This window comes from Amycolatopsis sp. NPDC101161, assembly GCF_044768185.1.
GTDB lineage: Bacteria > Actinomycetota > Actinomycetes > Mycobacteriales > Pseudonocardiaceae > Amycolatopsis.
In genome coordinates this window covers 623,420-641,652 of record NZ_JBIWPI010000006.1, presented here as the reverse complement: position 1 = coordinate 641,652, position 18,233 = coordinate 623,420, and the positions used below count along the sequence as shown (strand labels likewise).

The following is an 18,233-nucleotide window of genomic DNA, read 5'->3' as shown; positions in this document are numbered from 1 at the left end:
TGAACCACTCCTGAGTCTAGCGCTTCGACCTTCACTCAGCCGAACCGGTTGTCGCGGCGGGCCGCGACGGACTGGCGTGGTCTTGATCACCCTCGTCGTCCGCGGGCGCGGCGTCGCTGCGGATGTCGATCCGCCAGCCGGTCAGGCGGGCGGCGAGGCGGGCGTTCTGGCCCTCCTTGCCGATCGCCAGCGACAGCTGGAAGTCCGGCACCACGACGCGGGCGGTCTTCGCCCGCTCGTCCACGACTCGTACCGAAACAACCTTCGCCGGCGACAGGGCATTCCCCACGAACCGGGCCGGATCCTCGGAGTAGTCGATGATGTCGATCTTCTCGCCGGCCAGCTCGCTCATCACGTTCCGCACGCGCGCGCCGACCGGGCCGATGCACGCGCCCTTGGCGTTGACGCCCGGCACGGTGGACTTGACCGCGATCTTCGTGCGGTGCCCGGGCTCGCGCGCGACGGCGGCGATCTCGACGGTCCCGTCGGCGATCTCGGGCACCTCGAGCGCGAAGAGCTTGCGCACCAGGTTCGGGTGCGAGCGCGAGAGCGTGATCTGCGGGCCGCGGTTGCCGCGCGAGACGGTGACCACGTACGCCTTGATCCGGCTGCCGTGCTCGTAGGACTCCCCCGCCACCTGCTCGGCGGACGGCAGGACGCCCTCGGTGTCCCCCACCTGGACCACGACCATGCCGCGGGCGTTGGCGCGGGCGTCGCGCTGGATCACCCCGGCGACGATCTCGCCCTCCTTGGTGGAGAACTCGCCGAAGGTCTTCTCGTGCTCGGCGTCGCGCAGCCGCTGCAGGATGACCTGGCGCGCGGTGGTGGCGGCGATCCGGCCGAAGCCCTCGGGGGTGTCGTCCCACTCCTCGTCGACCTGGCCGTCGTGGGTCAGCGTGTGCGCGAGCACGCGCACCAGGCCCGTCTTGCGGTCGATGTCGATGCGGGCGTGCGGCTGGTGGCCCTCGGTGTGCTTGTACGCGGTGAGCAAAGCCGTCTCGATGGCTTCGATCACCGTTTCGAAGGGGATGTCCTTGTCCCGTTCGATCGCCCGCAGCGCGGCGATGTCGACGTTCACTTCGACCCCTTCTCCGTCTCGGCGGCGATCATGCCGGACGCGTCGTCTTCGAGCAGTTTCAGGTCCTCGGCGGGCGGCTGCTTGAACTCGATCTCCACGACCGCCTTCGCCACGTCGGCGTAGCGGACGTCGCGGAGCTTGCCGCCTTCGAGGACGCGGGCGGAGTCTTCGCCCGCGTGACCGACCCGGCCGATGAAGGCCGTGCCCTCGGCCGGGGTGATCTTCACCAGGCGGAACCGCGCGCGCCGCCAGTGCCGCGGCTGGGTGAGCGGGCGGTCGAGGCCCGGCGAGGTGACCTCGAGCGTGTAGGCGCTCGCGAGCACGTGCTCGTTCTCGTCGAGCGCCGCCGAGACCTTGCGGCTGACCTCGGCGACTTCGTCCAGCCCGACACCGTCGTCGGCGTCGACGACGACCTTGACCAGCTGCCGCCGGCCGGCCTGCTGCACCTCGAACGAGTCGAGGTCGAAACCCGCGGCGGTGACGGCTTCGGCCACTATCGGCTGAAGCCGGCTGGCGAGTTCTCCTGGCACGTGGGGCTCTCCTCGGTTGCGCGGGTCGGTGGTGGACCAGCTTATCCGGTCCCCCGCTCACCCCGCGCGAGCGGCGGGGCCGCCCCGGGGCCTGGCAGGATGGGCCGACGTGACCGGAAGACCGACCGACCTGACCCGTCGTGCCGCCCTCCGCGCGGGGGCGCTGGCCGCGCTGGCCGTCCCCCTGGCCGCGTGCGGGCCCGGCTACGACGAGAGCCCCGACCCCCTGCAGCCCCTGCTGGCCGCCGCCGAGGCGGACGCCGCCGCCGCGCGGGCGCTGGCCAAGGGCGGGAACGCCGACGCCGCCGGCCAGCTCGCCGACGCGCGCGCGGCCCACGCGGCCGCGCTGAAGTCCGAAGTGGACCGGCTGAACCGGCCGAAGCCGTCGACGTCCGCGACGCCGCCGGCGCCGGCCGCGCTGAGTGACCTGAAGGAGCGGCTGGCGGCCGCGCGCAAGCAGGCCGAGGACCTCGTCGGCGGCCTGCCGCGCTACCGGGCCGGCCTGGTCGCGGCGGTGGCGGCGGGCTGCGCGGCGCTCCAGCGCACCGCCCCCGCGCTGGGCCCAGGCGAGGACGCGCCGGCGCCCGCACCGGCGGCCGGTGCCGTCCCGGCGGAGGCGGTGGACCCGCTGCAGACCGCGCTCGCCGCCGAACACGCCGCTGTCTGGGTGTACGGCCTGGTCAGCGCGTTCCTGCCGGGCGACTTCGGCGACGCCGAGAAGGCCGGCGCCGCCGAGCACGCGGTGCGCCGCGATCTGCTGCAGACGATGCTGTCGGCCTCCGGGGCGACGCCGGTGGCGCCGGAAGCGGCGTACGTGCCGAAGAAGCCGGTGACGGACGCGAAGTCGGCGTCACTGGTGGTCGCGACGGCCGAGGCCGACTGCGCGAACGCGTGGCTTGCGGTCATCAACCACACCGACGACGCGGGCCTGCGCACGACGGCGCTGCACGCGCTGGTGGCGGCTTCGCGGCGCGGGACGCCGTGGCGTTCGGAGGCGGGCGAGAAGCCGACGGCGATCGCCATGCCCGGCCAGGCGAGCTGAGCCCTCCCGGTCGTGCGCGGCACACCCGCGCGCGACCGGGTCAGCCGGGGAGGTCGGCGGACAGCCGCAGCGCGTCTTTCGCGATCCTGTCGAGCAGCGTCTTGTCCGAGTGCTTGCCGTAGAAGTCGGCCAGCACGATCGTCGTGTTCGTGCCGTCCACCTTCGACGCGTACGCCGCGTCCGTGCCGCTCACGCTCGGGGTGCCGGTGCCGGCGAACGTCTTGTCCTTCACCAGGTCCGTGACGTTGCCGGTGCCGTCCTGCTCGGTGAGCGTCTTGAGCGCCTTCGCCTTCGTCGAGTCCGGCATCCCGACCAGCACCACCGACACCAGCGCCTTCGCCCCGCCCGTCTCGGTCGTGTACAGCGCGCGCACCAGCGACTGGCAGGCGTTGTCCACGAAGAAGTCGTGCGTCTTGCCGTAGGACTTCGCAGCGCAGTCCGTGGACTTCGCCGGCCCGGCGACCTGGGTGAACTGGTACTGCCCGGTGTTCTGGGCCGGCGGCTGCGCCACGGGCTCGTCCGGCGTCGAGTCGTGCCGGATCAGGTACCACAGCAGCCCGGCGACGACCGCGATCGCGACCAGCCCGGCGCCGCGCAGCGCCAGGGCCTTGGTGTCCCTCGGCGGCGGGCCCGGGGCGGGCGGCCGCGGCTGCGGGGGCACCGCGCCCAGCGGAGCCGTGTCGGACGGGCCTGGGGTGAAATGCGCACCAACCACGAGGCCATACGGTAGTTCACCGTCTCCGCGGCGTTCACTCGAATGCGCGTAAGACGCGTTCGACGTCGTCAGCGGTGTTGTAGAGGTGGAAGCCGACGCGCACCCGGCCGCCCCGGACGCTCGAGGCGATCCCCGCCGCCGCGACCCGCTCCGGGTCGGCGTCGAGCGACACGATCGCGCTGCCGCGCGGCGGCAGTCCGAGCTTCTCGAGCAGCAGGTCGGCGAGGCCGGTGTTGTGCGCCGCGACCTGCGTGAGGTCGAGCCCGCCGAGGTACTCGAGCGCGGCGGCCGCGCCGACCTGGGCGAGCCAGACCGGCGAGAGGTCGAACGCGCGGGCGTCGCCGGCCAGGCGCAGCGGGAGGCCGTAGACCGTGGCCCACGGGTCCTCCCCCGCGTACCAGTTCGCCGCGACCGCCCGGGTGCGCTCGTGCGCGTCCGGCCGCACGTAGAGCCACGCGCAGCCGCGCGGGGACAGCAGCCACTTGTACCCGGCCGCGACCACCCAGTCCGCCCAGGCGACGTCCAGCGGCAGCCAGCCCACGGCCTGGGTGGCGTCGAGCAGCACCGCCGCCCCGGCGGCCTCGGCCGCGGCCCGCAGCGCGGGCAGGTCGGCGAGCCGGCCGTCGGCGGACTGGACGACGCTCACCGCGACGACGTCGTGGCCCTCGACCCGCTCCGGCAGTGCCTCGAGGGGCACCTCGGTCACCGTGACGCCGGGGTTGGCCGCGAAGGGGAACGTCACGCTGGTGAAGTCCCCTTCGGCGGCGAGCACGCGGGTGCCGGAAGGCAGCGCGGCGGCGACATTGGCGACCAGCTGCGAGGCCGACGCGCCGATCGCGACCCGCCCGGGTTCGACGCCGAGCAGCCGGGCGAACCCGGCCCGCGACCGGTCGACGTACGGGTCGAACTCCCCCGGCCGCGTGGCGCCGGCGCGCCACCGTTCGACGGACTCGGCGACCGCCGCCGCCACCGGGGCCGGCGGGACGCCGACGCTGGGCGTGTTCAGGTATCCGGGCGGAACGGCGAAGTCGGTCATGGTCTTCAGGCTGGCAGACCGGGGCAACCCGTTTAGGGCAGGAGCGCGACGACGTCGGCGTAGCTCGGCGGGCTCAGCGGCAGGTCCCGGTCGTCGCGGATCGCGGCCGCCGTCTCGGCCGCCGCCTGGAGGGCCATGCGGTACGGGAGCGAGCCGAGGCTGACGCGCGCGACGCCCAGCTCCGCCAGCCCGGCGAGGGTGACTTTGCCGGGGAGGAACAAGAGGTTGAGCGGGAGGCCGATCCCGGCGATCCGTTCGACGTCCGCGGGTGCGGCGAGGCCGGGGACGAAGAGGCCGTCGGCGCCGGCGTCCGCGTAGGCCTTGGCCCGGTTTTCGGCTTCCGCCATCGAGTGGTCGCCGGCCCAGTGGGTGTCGGTGCGGGCGTTGAGGAACAGGTTCGGCACGCGGTCTTTGACGGCTTTGATCAGGGCGGTCTGGTGGTCGATCGGGGCGAGTCCGCCGTCGGCGCGGCCGTCTTCGAGGTTGACGCCGACGGCACCGGCGTCGCCGAGTTCCGCGGCGAGATCGGCGACGGCGGCGGGGTCGGCGCTGAAGCCGTCGGCGATGTCGACGCTGACGAGGACGTCCAGCCGGGTGAGGCGCCGGGTGAGGGCGACGGTGGCGTCCCGCGTCGAGGGGGCGCCGTCGGGTTCGCCGGTGGCCGCGGAGACGCCGAGGCTGGTGGTGCCGAGGGCCCGGAACCCTTGGGCGGCGAGGAAAGCGCCGATGCCGAACTCCCACGCGTTCGGCAGCAGGAGCGGGGAACCGGGGATGTGGAGGGCGCGGAATTCGTCCATGGCCCCGAATCTAGGAGCGGGACGCTTCGGCGGCCGCCGAACTCACGCCGAGGCGGGGGTGTGCTCCGCGTCGTAGGCGTCGCGGGCTTCCTGCACCGCCGTCATGTGCGTGCGGGCCCAGCGGTCCAGCACGTCCAGCGGCTCCGACAAGTTGCGGCCCAGGGCCGTCAGCTCGTACTCCACCTTCGGCGGGATCACCGCGTACGCCGTGCGGGTCAGGATTCCGTCGCGGACCAGGCTCCGCAGCGTCTGCGTCAGGACCTTCTGGGAGATCCCGTCCACCCGGTGGCCGATCTCGGTGAACCGCAGCGGGCCGTCCTTCAGCGCGCCGACGATGAGCACCGTCCACTGGTCGCCGATGCGGTCGAGCAGCTGGCGGGTCGGGCAGTTGCGGTCGTACGGGTCCGGCCCCACGGCACACCTCACTTTCCCCGGGAGAGTAACACGCCGTTCAGACAGTGGCCATCAGCGTCGTGAACAGCAGCCGCAGGTGGCGGCGGCCGCGCTCCCAGCGGGCCTCCAGCTCGTCTTGGTCCCGCGTCGCCCAGCTCGCGATCAGGATGCCGCGCACGACGTCCATCGCCGTGTACACCGCGTGCAGGAACTCGTGGTGCTCCGCGTGGTCCGGCAGCAGCGCCCGGCCGAACTCGACCAGGCTGGACGTCGCGATCGGCTCGACCGCCGCCATCTGCCCGCGCAGCTCGGGGTCGGTGCGGGACGCGACCCACAGCTCGACCGTCGCCGAGAACACCGGCCCCTGGTGCATCTCCCACATCAGCTGCAACGCGTCGCCGACCGGGTCGCTGGACGCGCGGAGCCGGTCGAGCTCGGCCATCGCGACCTCGGTGCGCTTCTGCGCGAGGTGCCGGACCGCCGAGGTCACCAGGTCGGCCTTCGTCGGGAAGTGGTGCACCTGCGCGCCGCGCGTGACGCCGGCGCGGTCGGCCACCCGGGTCGTCGTCGTGCCCGCGTAGCCGTACTCGACGAGGCAGTCGATCGTCGCGTCGAGCAGCCGGACGCGCATCGCCGCGCTGCGTTCCTCCTGGGTGCGGCCGGTCGATCCCCGTCGTGGCGCTGACATGCGCCTACTTTATGGGGCCACCGGCGCGGCCTCGACCAGCCCCGCCACGACCCGCCCGATGAAGCGGGTGAGGAACCGGCGGTAGAACCAGCCGGTGCCGGGGACCTTCGCCGTGAACGACGAGTGCCAGTGGATCTCCGTGCCGCCGTCCACCGGCGCGAGGTCGACGTAGGCGACGTAGTCCCGCAGCGGCAGGCCGTGGTCGAGCGCGTAGCCGAACCGGCGGCCGGGCTCGAGCGCGACGATCTCCTCGTACGAACGGATGCCGCCGGTCCGGAACAGCCGGATCGCGCCGAGCCCCTCCGGCTCGTCCTTGCCCTCGCGGACCAGTTCGAACGACCCCAGCGGCGACCAGCGGGGCCAGCTCGCGCCGTCCCGCAGCAGCGCGTACACGGTGTCGGCGTCCGCGGCCGTCACCGAGCGGACCGAGATTTTCTGTACCATTTGGTACGTGTACCATTTGGTACATGATCGACGCAAGCCCGCGCGCGAAGCTCCTCGACGCGGCGATCGACCGCATCGCCCACCACGGCGGCGCGAGCAAGAGCCTGCGGGCGCTGGCCGCGGACCTCGGCACCAGCCACCGCATGCTGATCTACCACTTCGGGTCGAAGGAAGGCCTGCTCACGGCGGTGGCGCGGGAGGTCGAGGCCCGGCAGCGGGCGGCGCTCGCCGACCTGGACCCGGCGGACTTCTGGCGCCGGCTCACCGACGACGACCTGCGCGCCAACGAGAAGCTCTTCTTCCAGCTCTACGGCCAGGCGCTCGGCGGCACGCCGGGCACCGCCGAGTTCCTCGACGGCGTCATCGACGACTGGCTCGCCCCGCTCGAGGCGCTGCTGGCCGAGCGAGGCGTCCCCGAAGCCGACAGGCCCGCCCACGCCCGGCTCGGCCTAGCCGTGACGCGCGGCCTGCTGCTCGACCTCGTGACGACCGGCGACCGCGACGCCGTGAACGCAGCGATGGCGCAGTTCCTGGCGATGTACGAGCGGAGCACGTGATAACGAGACCCAGACCCCCCGCACCCCGATCCGAAGCCCTCGGCCTTACAAACCCCGAACACGGGACGGACGCCCCCCGAACACCGCCCCGCGAGAGTTCTCCTCGTAAGCAACGGACACGAGGGAGACACGATGCGAGGAACCACCTGGACGCGGCTGGCGCTGGCGGGCTGCGGGAGCGCGGCCTGCCTGCTGGTGGCGGCGCCGCTGGCCTCGGCCCAGACCACGTCGCCGGCGCCGGTCGCGCCGATCACGCTGAGCCCCGAGGAGTCGCAGCAGGTCTGCTCGGACTGGGTGCCGAAGCTGCAGAAGAAGGCCGACAACCTGGAGAAGCGGATCAACGGCGGCCCGGAGGTGGCCGGCTCGGTCGCCAACCTCAAGGCGCGCGCGCAGGACCAGCGCGCCGCGGGGCACGAGGACCGCGCCAAGAAGCTCGACGACCGCGCCACCAAGCGGCAGGGCCGGATCGGCGAGCTGACCACGGCCAAGCAGAAGCTCGACGCCTTCGCGTCCGCGCACTGCAAGCCGGCCAAGTGAGGGGCGCGAGGGTCGCGGCGGCGGTCGGGGCCGCCGCGCTCATCGCGCTCGGCTGCTCGGCCTGCCGCGACAACCTGGTCGGTTCGCCGGACTCCGGCACCTCCCCGGCGTCGTCCGAGCTGAGCGGGGTCGAGTCGACGCTCAACGGCATCGAATCCGACATGAACAGCGATGGCTCACCCTGACCGGCTAGCGTCTCCCCGTTGGTGACGGCGGCGACGGGAGCAGGCATGGGGTCACCGGGACGCGGCCTCGTCCTCGTGGTCGAGGACGAGGCCGCGATCGCCGAGCTGGCGGCGATGTACCTCAAGCGCGACGGCTTCGGCGTGCACGTCGAGGCCGACGGCGGCCGTGCGCTGGACGCCGTCCGGCGGCTCAAGCCGGTGGCGGTCGTGCTCGACATCGGACTGTCCGGAATGGACGGTATCGAGATCTGCAAGGCGCTGCGCGCGGCCGGGGACTGGACGCCGGTGCTGTTCGTCACCGCCCGCGACGACGAGCTGGACCGCTTGCTGGGCTTGGAGATCGGCGCGGACGACTACCTGACGAAGCCGTTCAGCCCGCGCGAGCTGGCGGCGCGGGTCCGGACGGTGCTGCGGCGCGCGTCCGGGGCGACACCGGCCGCGGAGACGTTCGCCGTGGGCGGCACGCGCGTCGACGTCACGAGCCGCCGCGCTTGGGCCGGCGACACCGAGGTTTTCCTGACGTCGACCGAGTTCGACCTCCTCACGCACCTGCTCCGGCACCCGGGGCAGGTGCTTTCACGCGACCAGCTGCTGAGCGCCGTCTGGGGGTACGCCGCGGCGGCGGGCACGCGCACGGTCGACGTCCACGTGGCGCAGCTGCGGGCGAAACTCGGCGCGGCCAGTCCGATCAGGACGGTCCGCGGCATCGGCTACGCGGCGGACCCGGCATGAGGGGGACGCTGGCCGGGCGGATCACGCTCGTGTGCCTGGCGGTGGCGGGCGTCGCGGTGATCGTCGCCGGGCTGGTCGCGGCCCGGCTGATCCGGACCACGGCGGACAACGTGCTGCAGTCGTCGCTGTCGGCGCAGGCCGACGTGGTCGCGACGCAGCTCGACGAAACCGGCATCGGCAACCGGCTGGGCGTGGGCAAGGTGGCCGATGTCCTCCGCGGGCAGGGCATCTCGGTGGTGGTCCGGCGCGCGGGCGGGCAGGCGCTCGGGGACGCGGTGGCGGTGCAGGCCGCGGGCAAGCTCGGCCTCGCGGCGAACCACTCGGGACGCGTCACCGCCGGCGGCACGCAGTACCTCGTCGAGACGCGGGTGGTCAGCACGCGCGGGGCGGCGTTCGCGCTGGTCCTGCCGGCGCGCAACGCCGAAGCGACGCAACGGGCGCTGGTGCGCAGCATCGCGCTGGCGCTGGGGATCGGGCTCCTGGTGGCGGCGCTGGCGGGCTTCGTCTCGGGCCGGCTGCTGGGCCGTCCGCTGCGCCGGGCGGCCGCGGCGGCGGGGTCGCTGCGGGCGGGCCGGCGGGACGTCCGGGTGCCGGTCCAGGGACCGCGCGAGGTGGCGGAGGTGGCGGGCTCGCTGAACTCGCTGGCCGACGCGCTGGCGGTCAGCGAGACGCGGCAGCGGGACTTCCTGCTGTCGGTGTCCCACGAGCTGCGGACGCCGTTGACGGCGGTGACGGGCTTCGCCGAGGCGATCGCGGACGGCGTCGCCTCGGGGGACGACGCCGTGCGCGCGGGTCAGACGATCCAGCGCGAGGCCGCGCGGCTGGAACGGCTGGTGACGGACCTGCTGGAGCTGGCGCGGCTGGGCGCGGACGAGTTCCGGCTGGATCTGGCCTCGGTGGACCTGGGTGCGCTGGTCCGCGACTGCGCGGAGGTGTGGCAGCTGCGGTGCGCGCGGGAGGACGTGGAGCTGCGGGTCTCGGCGCCCCCGTCTCCGGTCCTGGTGACGGCGGACGCCCGGCGGCTGCGCCAGGTGGTCGACGGGCTGGCGGAGAACGCCCTGCGGGTGACGCCATCGGGCGCGCCCATGGTGTTCGCGCTTTCCACCGACGGGTCCTCGGCGCAGCTGTCGGTCCGCGACGGCGGGCCGGGGCTGGCGCCGGAGGACTACCCGGTGGCGTTCGAGCGCGGGGTGCTGAACGCGCGCTACCGGGACCGGCGGCCGGTGGGGTCGGGGATCGGGCTGGCCCTGGTGCACGGGCTGGTGACGCGGATGGGCGGGACGCTGGCCGCGGGCCCGGCGCCGGAGGGCGGGGCGGCGTTCACGATGACGTTCCCCCTGGCGCCAGCTGGGCCGCGCGGTCGGTGACGTCCATCAGGGCCCAGTGCTCGACCACCCGGCCGTCGCGGACGCGGATCATGTCCATGCTGGTCACGGCGTAGCCGCGGCCGGTCGAGATCTCCGTTCCGGTGCTCGTGTAGCGGTTCACCGAGAACTCGCCGGCGGCGACGTTCTGCTCGACCCGCACGCCGATGTCGCGGAAGCCGGCGAAGATCCCGCCGTCCAGCATGGCCTCCCACTTCGCCCGCCAGGCGTCGATGCCGTGGTGGTCGCCCCCGGCGCCGCCGCGGTGGTCGACGACCTCCGGATCGATGTAGCGCAGGCCTTCCTCGACGCTCTCGGCCGTGAACGGCGTCAGCGCGACCAGCCGGCGGTGAACTTCGGCGGCGTCCATGCTCGCTCCTTAAGTGGGGAGTTCCCCGGATAGTGTGCGGCTACGCTAACCGGGGAAGTCCCCGTTTGGCAAGGAGCGCGATGCCCGCACGAGCCCGCCGATCCGACGCGCGCGACAACCACGCGCTGCTGCTGGCCGCGGCGAAGGAGGTGTTCGCCGAGGACGGCCCGGACGCCCCGCTCGACCGCGTCGCCCGGCGCGCGGGCATCGGCAACGCGACGATGTACCGGCACTTCCCCAGCCGTCGTGAGCTGGTCATCGCCGTGTACGCGAGCGACGTCGCTTCGCTGACGGGCAACGCGCGGCTCGACGCGGCCGACCCGGGCGCGGAGCTGTTCGCGTGGCTGGCGGCGTTCGTCGAGCACGTCCGGGACAAGCGTGACCTCGCGCTGTCGCTGACCACCCCGGCCGGCGACCACGAGACGCTGTTCGCCCAGTGGCACGCGACGGTGAACGAGACGGCCGCGGCCCTGGTGGACCGCGCCAAGGAGGCCGGGGCCGTCGCCGCCGACACCGACGCCCTCGACCTCCTCCTGCTCGCCACCGGCATCGCGCTCTCCGGCGCCTCGGACCGCGCCGACCGGCTCCTGGACCTGGTCCGCCGCGGCGTGTCGAGCACGGGCGGGCCGTAGGGTCGGGGCATGGAGATGCTGCACCTGCGCTACTTCGTCGCGGTCGCCGAGGAACTGAACTTCTCCGCCGCCGCGCGGAAGCTGCACATGGCCGCCTCTCCCCTCTCGCAGCGGATCAAGGACCTCGAACACGAGCTCGGCCAGCAGCTGTTCGACCGCAGCACCCACCACGTCACCCTCACCGCCGCCGGGACCGCGCTGCTGCCGCTCGCCCGGGACGTCCTCGAGCAGGTCCGGGCCATTCCCTGGAAGCTCCGGGAGGCGACCCGTCCGCGGCGCAGCACCGTCTTCCTCGGCATGCCCGCCGGGGTGCACCCCGAGCTGCGGGAGCTCGTCAACACGCTCGCCGGGCGCGTGCACGACACCTACGAGCTGAAGCGCTGGCCCGGCACGACCGCCGATCTTGTCCAGGGCGTGCACGAGGGCAAGCTCGCCCTCACCCTGGCCCGGCTGCCGGTCAACGACCCCGCGCTCGAACAGGTGCCGGTGATGTCGGAACGGCTCGGCGCGGTCGTCCCGGCCGATCTCTTCGCCGGGCGGGACTCGGTGAGCCTCGCCGAGCTGGCCGAATTCCCGTACGTGGCCTCACCTGGGGAAATCACCCCAGCCTATTTCGACCAGCTCGACCACCAATTGGCCGAACTGGGCGTCAAGAAACGCATCAGATTGACCAACACCGGCTACGGCGGGACGTCGGAAATCATTTCCAGCGGCGAAGCCTTTTCCATTTCGATGCTCGACGAGAAGAGCCCGATGCACGGCTACCGGCTCGAAAACGTCATCGTCCTGCCCTTCACGGATTTCCGCCCCCAGCTGGACACCGGCCTGCTCTGGCGCCGCGACCGCGCCGAGGGCGACCTGCGTGAGCTCGTCGACGCCGCGAAAGAGGTCTTCGCCGAGCCGCTGGCCACCTAGAAATGGTATGACCGCCGCGGTCACACCATTGTTCGTATCATGATCATTCCCTTTCGCGCCGACCGCGCCTACGTTCGTAAGTAGAGCGAAACAGCAAGGCGCGAAAGGACGGAAGCGATGAACAGCACCGGCCCCCTGGACGGCGTGCGCGTGATCGACCTCTCGACCGTGGTGATGGGCCCGTACGCGGCCCAGATCCTCGGCGACCTGGGCGCCGACGTGATCAAGATCGAGTCGCCCGCGGACACCGTCCGCGTCGGCCAGTACCGCACCACGCCGGGCATGACCGCGCTGAACCTGAACGTCAACCGCAACAAGCGCAGCGTGGCCCTCAACCTCAAGGACGAGACCGAGCGCGAGCAGGCCCTCAAGCTGATCGACACCGCCGACGTGCTGATCACCAACATGCGCCCCGGCGCGCTGAGCCGGCTCGGCCTGAACTACGCCGACGTCGCCCAGCGCAACCCGCGCCTGGTCTACGCCCACGCGCAGGGCTTCCGCGGCGACTCCCCCCAGGCCGGCAACGCGGCCTACGACGAGACCGTGCAGGCGTCCTCCGGCCTGGTCGACGTCGCCAACCGGGCGCTGGGCGAGCCGGTCTACCTGCCGACGATCATCGGCGACAAGGTGTCGTCGCTGACCATCGCCTACAGCGTGCTCGCCGCGCTGGTCCACCGCGACAAGACCGGCCAGGGCCAGCAGATCGAGATCCCGATGACCGACACGCTGCTCGCGTTCAACCTGGTCGAGCACCTCGCGGGCCACACCTACGAGCCCGCCGAGGGACCCACCGGGTTCGCGCTGTCGATGACGAAGGGGCACGCCGCGGTCCGCACCAAGGACGGCCTCGCCTGCGTCATCCCCTACAACCCGAAGAACTTCCGCGACTTCTTCGCCGCCGCCGAGCGCCCGGACCTCGCCGAGGACCCGCGCGTCAACGGCGAGGCCATCGACCGCGCCGACAACGAGTGGCTGACCGAGCAGATCGCCGCGTGCGCGCCGGCGCTGACCACCGACGAGTGGGCCGAGGTCTGCGCGAAGCACAGCATCCCGATGGCGCCGGTGCTCGAACTGGACCGGGCGCACGAGAACCCGTACGTCCGCGACGGCCACCTGCTCGACACCGTCGAGCACCCGAGCGAGGGCACCATCCGCACGGTCGGCATCCCGGTGAAGTTCTCCGCGACGCCCGGCTCGATCCGCCGCCTGGCCCCGCTGGCCGGCCAGGACACCGCCGAAGTCCTCGCGGAACTGAACTGAGAGAAGCAAGACCATGACCGAAGTACGCACCGAACGGATCGGCGGCACCCTGCTGATCACGATCGACCGGCCCCAGGCCCGCAACGCGGTCAACGCCGCCGTCGCGGCCGGGCTGGCCGCGGCCCTGGACGAGCTGGAAGCCGACCCACGCTCCGCGCGGGCGTCCTGACCGGCGCCGAGAACACCTTCAGCGCCGGCATGGACCTCAAGGCCGCGCTCAAGGGCGAGTCCCCGGAGATCCCGGGACGCGGGTTCGGCGGCCTGACCGAAGCCGAGCTGACCAAGCCCTTGATCGCCGCCGTCGAGGGGTTCGCCATGGGCGGCGGGTTCGAACTGGCGCTGGGCTGCGACCTGATCGTCGCCGCCGAAGACGCGAAGTTCGGTCTCCCCGAGGTCAAGCGGGGCCTGATCGCCGCGGGCGGCGGCGTGATCCGGCTGCCGAAGCGGATCCCGCACCACCTGGCGATGGAGTTCCTGCTGACCGGCGAGCCCGTCAGCGGCCGCCGCGCCGGGGACCTGGGCCTGGTCAACCGCGTCACGCCGAGCGGCGACGCCGCCGCGGTCGCGCTGCAGCTGGCCGAGAAGCTGGCGGAGAACGCGCCGCTCGCGCTCGCCGCCGTCAAGAAGATCGTGCGTGCTGCCGATCCGAAAGCCGTGCAGCGCGAAGAAATCAAGAAACTGATGCAGTCGAACGACGTCCGCGAGGGCATGACCGCCTTCGCCGAGCGCCGCGCTCCGAAGTGGACAGGCGAATGAAGATCGAAGAAGTCCGGCAGCACGTGACCACTCCCCTGACCGCCCCGGCGTTCGCGCCGGTCGTCCCGAGGTTCACCAACCGCGAGTACCTGAACATCGTCTACCGCACCGACGCCGACGCCCTGCGCGCCGTCGTGCCGGAGCCGCTGCGAGTCGAAGAACCGTTGGTGCGCTTCGAAGTCATGAAGATGGGCGACGTCTCCGGCTACGGCCCGTACACCGAGTCCGGCCAGGCGATCGAGGTCAGCTTCGACGGGGAGCGCGGCGAGTACCTGCACGCGATGTACCTCGACAACTTCCCGGCGACCGCGTCCGGGCGCGAAGTGAGCGCGTACCCGAAGACCGTCGGCAGCCCGGACCTCTACGTCGACAACGGTGTCCTCGTGGGCACTTTGGACTACGGGACGCTGCGGGTGGCCACCGCGACCATGGGCTACAAGCACCACGAGCTGGACGTCCGCGAGGCCGAGCGCCAGATCACGGTCCCGACGTTCATGCTCAAGACGATCCCGGGCTACGACGGCGCCCCGCGCGTCCAGGAGCTGGTCCGCACCGAGATCACCGACGTCGTGGTCAAGGAGGCCTACACCGGCCCCGCGCGGCTGCAGCTGTTCCAGCACGTCCTCGCGCCGCTGGCCGACCTGCCGGTGCTTGAGGTCGTCTCGGCCAGCCACATCCTCACCGACCTGACGCTCGCCCCGGTCAAGCCGGTCTTCGACTACCTGGAAGGAGCGCGGTCATGAAGAACGCCGCAGTCATCGGTGCCGGCACCATCGGCCTGTCCTGGACGGCGCTGTTCGCCCACCACGGCCTGACCGTCCGGGTCACCGACCCCCGCCCGGATCTCACTGAGGCCGTCGCCGGCGCGCTGGCCCAGTTCGCCCCGCACCTCGGCACCACCGCCGAGGACCTGGCGAGCCGGGTGAGCATCGCCGCCGACGTCACCGAAGCCGTGCGAGACGCGGATGTGGTGCAGGAGAACGGTCCCGAGAACGTCGAGTTCAAAAAGGACCTCTTCAAGCAGCTCGTCGAGGAGGCTCCGGAGCACGCGCTGCTGCTCAGCTCGTCGAGCGCCATTCCGTCCACGGCGTTCACCGAAGAGATCGACGGAACGCGGGTCCTCATCGGACACCCGTTCAACCCGCCGCACCTCATTCCGCTGGTCGAGGTCGTCCCCGGCGTGCGCACGAGCGACGAGTCGGTCGAGCGGGCCGTCGAGTTCTACACCTCCCTCGGCCGGACGCCGGTCGTGGAGCGCAAGGAGATCCCCGGGTTCGTCGGCAACCGGCTGCAGAACGCGCTGAGCCGCGAGGCCATCTACCTCGTCGAGCAGGGCGTGGTGACCCCGGCCGAACTGGACGCGGTGATCACGAACTCGCTCGGGATCCGCTGGGCGACCGTCGGGCCGTTCCTCGGCTCGCACCTCGGTGGCGGCCCCGGCGGCTACCGGCACATGGCCGAGCACATCGGCAAGTCCATGAAGAAGATGTGGGCCGGTCTGGGCAACCCCAGCCAGAGCCCCGAAGAGCAGGAACGGCTCATCGAAGCCGTCGAACAGGCTTACGGCTCCTCCACGTACTCGGAACTCGCCGAGACGCGCGACCGCAAGCAGCTCGCCGTTTTGCACGCAGTGGAGGAGAACTGACATGGAACCGCTCAAGGACAAGCTGACCGCCGACTTCTACGACTTCGAGGCGCTGCTCCCCGACGACGAGCGCAAGCTGCTCGTCAAGGCGCGCGAGTTCATGACCAACGACGTCAAGCCGCTGGTGAACGACAACTGGGAAGCGGGCACCTTCCCGAAGGAGCTCATCGGGATGTTCCGCGAGAGCGGTCTCGCCGGCCTGCCGTACGACGGCTACGGCGAGCACAAGCCCGCGGTCAGCCACCTGCTCACCGGCATGATGGCGATGGAGATGAGCCGCACCGACGCGTCCGTGGCGACGTTCTTCGGTGTCCACAACGGACTCGCGATGTACTCGATCTACAGTGGAGGCAGCCAGGAGCAGCGGGACCGCTGGCTTCCCGAGATGGCCGCGATGGACAAGATCGGCGCGTTCGCGATGACCGAGCCGCTCGGCGGGTCCGATGTGGCCGGTGGCATGCGCACCACCGCCAAGCGAGAAGGTGACACCTGGATTCTCGACGGGGCCAAGAAGTGGATCGGCAATGCGACCTTCGCCGACTACGTCGTGGTGTGGGCCCGGGACGTCGACGACAACCACGTCAAGGGGTTCGTCGTCGAGAAGGGCACGCCGGGCTTCGTGCCGGAGAAGATCCAGGGCAAGACCGCGTTCCGGATCGTCGAGAACGCCGAGATCACCCTGACCGGCGTCCGCGTCCCGGAGGCGAACCGGCTGCAGGGCATCAACGGCTTCCGCGACGTCGCGGAGATCCTGCGCGCCACCCGCGGCGGCGTCGCGTGGCAGGCGCTGGGCGTGATGATCGGTGCCTACGAGGCCGCGCTGGCCTACTCCCAGGAGCGCAAGCAGTTCGGCCGGCCGATCGCGCGGTTCCAGCTGGTGCAGGACCTGCTCGTGAAGAGCCTCGGCAACATCACCGCGTCGTGGGGCATGCTCGTGCAGCTCGCCCGGCTGCAGGACGCGGGGATCTTCAAGGACGAGCACTCGTCGCTGGCCAAGGCGTTCGTCACCTCGCGGATGCGCGAGGTCGTCGCCTGGAGCCGGGAGATCTTCGGTGGCAACGGGATCGTGCTCGGCTACGACGTCGCGCGGTTCTTCGCCGACGCCGAGGCGATCTACTCCTTCGAGGGCACGCGCGAGATGAACACCCTGATCGTCGGCAAGGCGATCACCGGGCAGTCCGCATTCGTCTGATCACTCAGTTCACGCAGCCGGCGGCCGTACTGGTCGCCGGCTGCTTGGTGTCCGGTGACGGTGTCTTCGTAGTGGTCGCGGCCACCGGCTTGACGCCGCCGGCGGTGTCGTCACCCGAGGCCCGGACCGCGGGGGTGCTGATCGCCGTCCGGATGAACTGCTGGACCTGCGCCGGGTCGACCTTCACCGCGTCGCCGTCCGACGGCGTCGCCAGCGAGAGGCTCTGCACCGGGATGGTGGCGAACGCGATCGCGCCCGAGCTCATCCCCCGAAGCTGCTGGGCGAAGCTGAGCACGTCCCAGCCCTTGTCGAGGACGACCGAGCCCTGCACGGCGGTGACCAGCGCGTTCAGCTTCGACACGTCGGTGAACGTGCCCGCGCTCAGCACCTTCTTGGCCATTCCGGACAGGAACGCCTGCTGCCGGGCGATGCGGTCGAGGTCACCGTTGGCCAGGCCGTGGCGCTGGCGCACGAACGCGAGCGCCTGCGGGCCGGAAAGCGTTTGCGGGCCGGCCGGGAAGTCCGCGCCCGAGTAGGTGTCGTGCACCGGCGCCTTGAGGCAGACCTCGACGCCGCCGACGGCCTGTGAGAGCGCGTCGAAGCCGGCGAGGTTGATGGCCGCGTAGTGGTTGATCGTCAGGCCGGTGAACTTCTCGATCGTCTGGATCGCGGTCTTCGCGCCCGCCTCGTTCGCCGCCACCTCCAGCTGCGCGCCGGAAAGGCCCTGGGAGCGCAAACCGGACATCGCGGCGTTCTTGCCACGGCTGTAAGCGGAGTTGATCTTGTGCTTGCCGTACCCGCCCGCGATGTCCACATAGGAGTCACGCGGGACCGAGATCGCGGTGGCCGCGGCGCCGCCCGCCGGGATGTGCACGACGATCATCGTGTCGGTGGTGTCGCCGCCGTCTTCGCCGCCGCCGGCGTGCAGTGCGTCGAGCACGTTCTGTGGCAAGGGGTTGCCGTACGCGTCGGTACGCGCGTCGATCCCGACGAGCAGGATGTTCTGGGCGACCTTGAGCGGTTCGCCGGGCAGGGCGTCCTCGTCCTGGACCTGGCCGGACGGTGAGATGACGTCGGCGGTGACGAGGCCGTGGTCCAGTTTGCTCAGCTGCGACCAGGCGTACCCGGTGGCGCCGAGCACGAGCGCCGACACGACGCCGAGCGCGACCCGCCCGCCGATGCGACGCCCCCGGGACGACAGCAGCACGACACTTCCCCTTGCTTCCCTCTGGTGGATCCCCTCCTTCGAGGATCGCCGCGTTAGCTGGGAATCAGCTGAGAAAGTTGTCGAAAAACTGTGACGCTAGCCGATCGGCCGAGCCTTTCCGCCGGTTTCGCGACGGACTGTGCCGGAACGCGTACGCG

General features: G+C 71.8%; 22 protein-coding genes and 1 pseudogene. 13 read left to right on the top strand and 10 right to left on the bottom strand.

The annotated features are described in order from the left end of the window. Nucleotides 1–31: 31 nt before the first annotated feature. Both nusA and rimP read right to left on the bottom strand, forming a co-directional pair. Nucleotides 32–1,078 carry a transcription termination factor NusA gene (gene nusA, locus ACIRSS_RS41170; protein ID WP_400905073.1) on the bottom strand — a complete coding sequence of 349 codons (1,047 nt, stop codon included), beginning with the start codon at nucleotides 1,076–1,078 and terminating at the stop codon, nucleotides 32–34. Next, nucleotides 1,075–1,608 carry a ribosome maturation factor RimP gene (gene rimP / locus ACIRSS_RS41165; RefSeq protein WP_400905070.1) on the bottom strand — a complete coding sequence of 178 codons (534 nt, stop codon included), beginning with the start codon at nucleotides 1,606–1,608 and terminating at the stop codon, nucleotides 1,075–1,077. Before rimP ends, nusA begins: the two co-directional genes overlap by 4 nt. 109 nt (nucleotides 1,609–1,717) lie before the next feature. Here rimP and ACIRSS_RS41160 point away from each other — a divergent pair, with 109 nt between their 5' ends. Continuing rightward, nucleotides 1,718–2,650 (top strand): ferritin-like domain-containing protein, encoded by a 933-nt coding sequence (locus tag ACIRSS_RS41160; protein WP_400905067.1) that lies wholly within the window; start codon nucleotides 1,718–1,720, stop codon nucleotides 2,648–2,650. A gap of 40 nt (nucleotides 2,651–2,690) precedes the next feature. Here the strand turns inward: ACIRSS_RS41160 and ACIRSS_RS41155 are convergent, their stop codons facing one another. The 6 genes from ACIRSS_RS41155 to ACIRSS_RS41130 form a co-directional block, all read right to left on the bottom strand. Continuing rightward, the gene (locus ACIRSS_RS41155; RefSeq protein WP_400905901.1) at nucleotides 2,691–3,311 is read right to left on the bottom strand and encodes a hypothetical protein; all 621 of its coding nucleotides are present in this window, start codon (nucleotides 3,309–3,311) and stop codon (nucleotides 2,691–2,693) included. 88 nt (nucleotides 3,312–3,399) lie between these two features. Continuing rightward, a complete protein-coding gene (locus ACIRSS_RS41150) occupies nucleotides 3,400–4,401 on the bottom strand; it encodes an aminotransferase class V-fold PLP-dependent enzyme (RefSeq protein ID WP_400905065.1) in 1,002 nt (333 codons plus the stop codon). A 32-nt stretch (nucleotides 4,402–4,433) separates the two neighbouring features. Continuing rightward, nucleotides 4,434–5,198: an isocitrate lyase/phosphoenolpyruvate mutase family protein gene (locus tag ACIRSS_RS41145; RefSeq protein ID WP_400905062.1), complete on the bottom strand. Its 765-nt coding sequence runs from the start codon at nucleotides 5,196–5,198 to the stop codon at nucleotides 4,434–4,436. Between the two features lie 42 nt (nucleotides 5,199–5,240). Further along, nucleotides 5,241–5,612, bottom strand: coding sequence for a winged helix-turn-helix transcriptional regulator (locus ACIRSS_RS41140; RefSeq protein WP_400905059.1), 372 nt, complete (start codon nucleotides 5,610–5,612; stop codon nucleotides 5,241–5,243). Nucleotides 5,613–5,649: 37 nt separating this feature from the next. Next, entirely contained in the window at nucleotides 5,650–6,222 is a 573-nt protein-coding gene (locus ACIRSS_RS41135; protein ID WP_400905898.1) for a TetR/AcrR family transcriptional regulator, read from the bottom strand. Nucleotides 6,223–6,288: 66 nt separating this feature from the next. After that, on the bottom strand, nucleotides 6,289–6,723 hold the full coding sequence (locus ACIRSS_RS41130) for an SRPBCC family protein (protein WP_400905055.1): 435 nt from the start codon (nucleotides 6,721–6,723) through the stop codon (nucleotides 6,289–6,291). Between the two features lie 23 nt (nucleotides 6,724–6,746). On the opposite strand from ACIRSS_RS41130, the gene ACIRSS_RS41125 reads away from it, so the two are divergent. The 5 genes from ACIRSS_RS41125 to ACIRSS_RS41105 all read left to right on the top strand — a co-directional run bounded on the left by ACIRSS_RS41125 (nucleotide 6,747) and on the right by ACIRSS_RS41105 (nucleotide 10,101). Beyond that, nucleotides 6,747–7,280, top strand: coding sequence for a TetR/AcrR family transcriptional regulator (locus tag ACIRSS_RS41125; RefSeq protein WP_400905053.1), 534 nt, complete (start codon nucleotides 6,747–6,749; stop codon nucleotides 7,278–7,280). A gap of 132 nt (nucleotides 7,281–7,412) precedes the next feature. After that, a complete protein-coding gene (locus tag ACIRSS_RS41120) occupies nucleotides 7,413–7,817 on the top strand; it encodes a hypothetical protein (protein ID WP_400905050.1) in 405 nt (134 codons plus the stop codon). After that, nucleotides 7,814–8,002 carry a hypothetical protein gene (locus tag ACIRSS_RS41115; RefSeq protein WP_400905047.1) on the top strand — a complete coding sequence of 63 codons (189 nt, stop codon included), beginning with the start codon at nucleotides 7,814–7,816 and terminating at the stop codon, nucleotides 8,000–8,002. Before ACIRSS_RS41120 ends, ACIRSS_RS41115 begins: the two co-directional genes overlap by 4 nt. 45 nt (nucleotides 8,003–8,047) lie before the next feature. Next, a complete protein-coding gene (locus tag ACIRSS_RS41110; RefSeq protein ID WP_400905044.1) occupies nucleotides 8,048–8,734 on the top strand; it encodes a response regulator in 687 nt (228 codons plus the stop codon). After that, nucleotides 8,731–10,101 carry a sensor histidine kinase gene (locus ACIRSS_RS41105; RefSeq protein WP_400905041.1) on the top strand — a complete coding sequence of 457 codons (1,371 nt, stop codon included), beginning with the start codon at nucleotides 8,731–8,733 and terminating at the stop codon, nucleotides 10,099–10,101. Before ACIRSS_RS41110 ends, ACIRSS_RS41105 begins: the two co-directional genes overlap by 4 nt. Here the strand turns inward: ACIRSS_RS41105 and ACIRSS_RS41100 are convergent. Next, the gene (locus ACIRSS_RS41100) at nucleotides 10,055–10,468 is read right to left on the bottom strand and encodes a nuclear transport factor 2 family protein (protein ID WP_400905037.1); all 414 of its coding nucleotides are present in this window, start codon (nucleotides 10,466–10,468) and stop codon (nucleotides 10,055–10,057) included. The two genes, ACIRSS_RS41105 and ACIRSS_RS41100, sit on opposite strands and share 47 nt — an antisense overlap. Before the next feature lie 80 nt (nucleotides 10,469–10,548). Between ACIRSS_RS41100 and ACIRSS_RS41095 the strand changes: the two genes are divergently transcribed. From ACIRSS_RS41095 to ACIRSS_RS41065, 7 genes and pseudogenes are all read left to right on the top strand, one after another. Next, nucleotides 10,549–11,100, top strand: a complete 552-nt coding sequence (locus tag ACIRSS_RS41095; RefSeq protein ID WP_400905034.1) for a TetR/AcrR family transcriptional regulator — start codon at nucleotides 10,549–10,551, stop codon at nucleotides 11,098–11,100. 9 nt (nucleotides 11,101–11,109) lie between these two features. Further along, nucleotides 11,110–12,015 (top strand): LysR family transcriptional regulator, encoded by a 906-nt coding sequence (locus ACIRSS_RS41090; RefSeq protein ID WP_400905031.1) that lies wholly within the window; start codon nucleotides 11,110–11,112, stop codon nucleotides 12,013–12,015. A 117-nt stretch (nucleotides 12,016–12,132) separates the two neighbouring features. Continuing rightward, nucleotides 12,133–13,275, top strand: a complete 1,143-nt coding sequence (locus tag ACIRSS_RS41085) for a CaiB/BaiF CoA transferase family protein (protein WP_400905028.1) — start codon at nucleotides 12,133–12,135, stop codon at nucleotides 13,273–13,275. Nucleotides 13,276–13,288: 13 nt separating this feature from the next. Continuing rightward, nucleotides 13,289–14,031: pseudogene (locus ACIRSS_RS41080) on the top strand (crotonase/enoyl-CoA hydratase family protein). Further along, nucleotides 14,028–14,774 (top strand): acetoacetate decarboxylase, encoded by a 747-nt coding sequence (locus ACIRSS_RS41075; protein ID WP_400905025.1) that lies wholly within the window; start codon nucleotides 14,028–14,030, stop codon nucleotides 14,772–14,774. Before ACIRSS_RS41080 ends, ACIRSS_RS41075 begins: the two are co-directional and overlap by 4 nt. Then, entirely contained in the window at nucleotides 14,771–15,676 is a 906-nt protein-coding gene (locus ACIRSS_RS41070; protein WP_400905023.1) for a 3-hydroxyacyl-CoA dehydrogenase NAD-binding domain-containing protein, read from the top strand. The genes ACIRSS_RS41075 and ACIRSS_RS41070 overlap by 4 nt, the downstream gene beginning before the upstream one ends. A 1-nt stretch (nucleotide 15,677) precedes the next feature. Then, complete coding sequence (locus ACIRSS_RS41065) at nucleotides 15,678–16,868, top strand: acyl-CoA dehydrogenase family protein (protein WP_400905020.1); 1,191 nt, start codon at nucleotides 15,678–15,680, stop codon at nucleotides 16,866–16,868. 4 nt (nucleotides 16,869–16,872) lie between these two features. Here the strand turns inward: ACIRSS_RS41065 and ACIRSS_RS41060 are convergent, their stop codons facing one another. Beyond that, complete coding sequence (locus ACIRSS_RS41060) at nucleotides 16,873–18,075, bottom strand: LCP family protein (protein WP_400905017.1); 1,203 nt, start codon at nucleotides 18,073–18,075, stop codon at nucleotides 16,873–16,875. Nucleotides 18,076–18,233 lie beyond the last annotated feature (158 nt).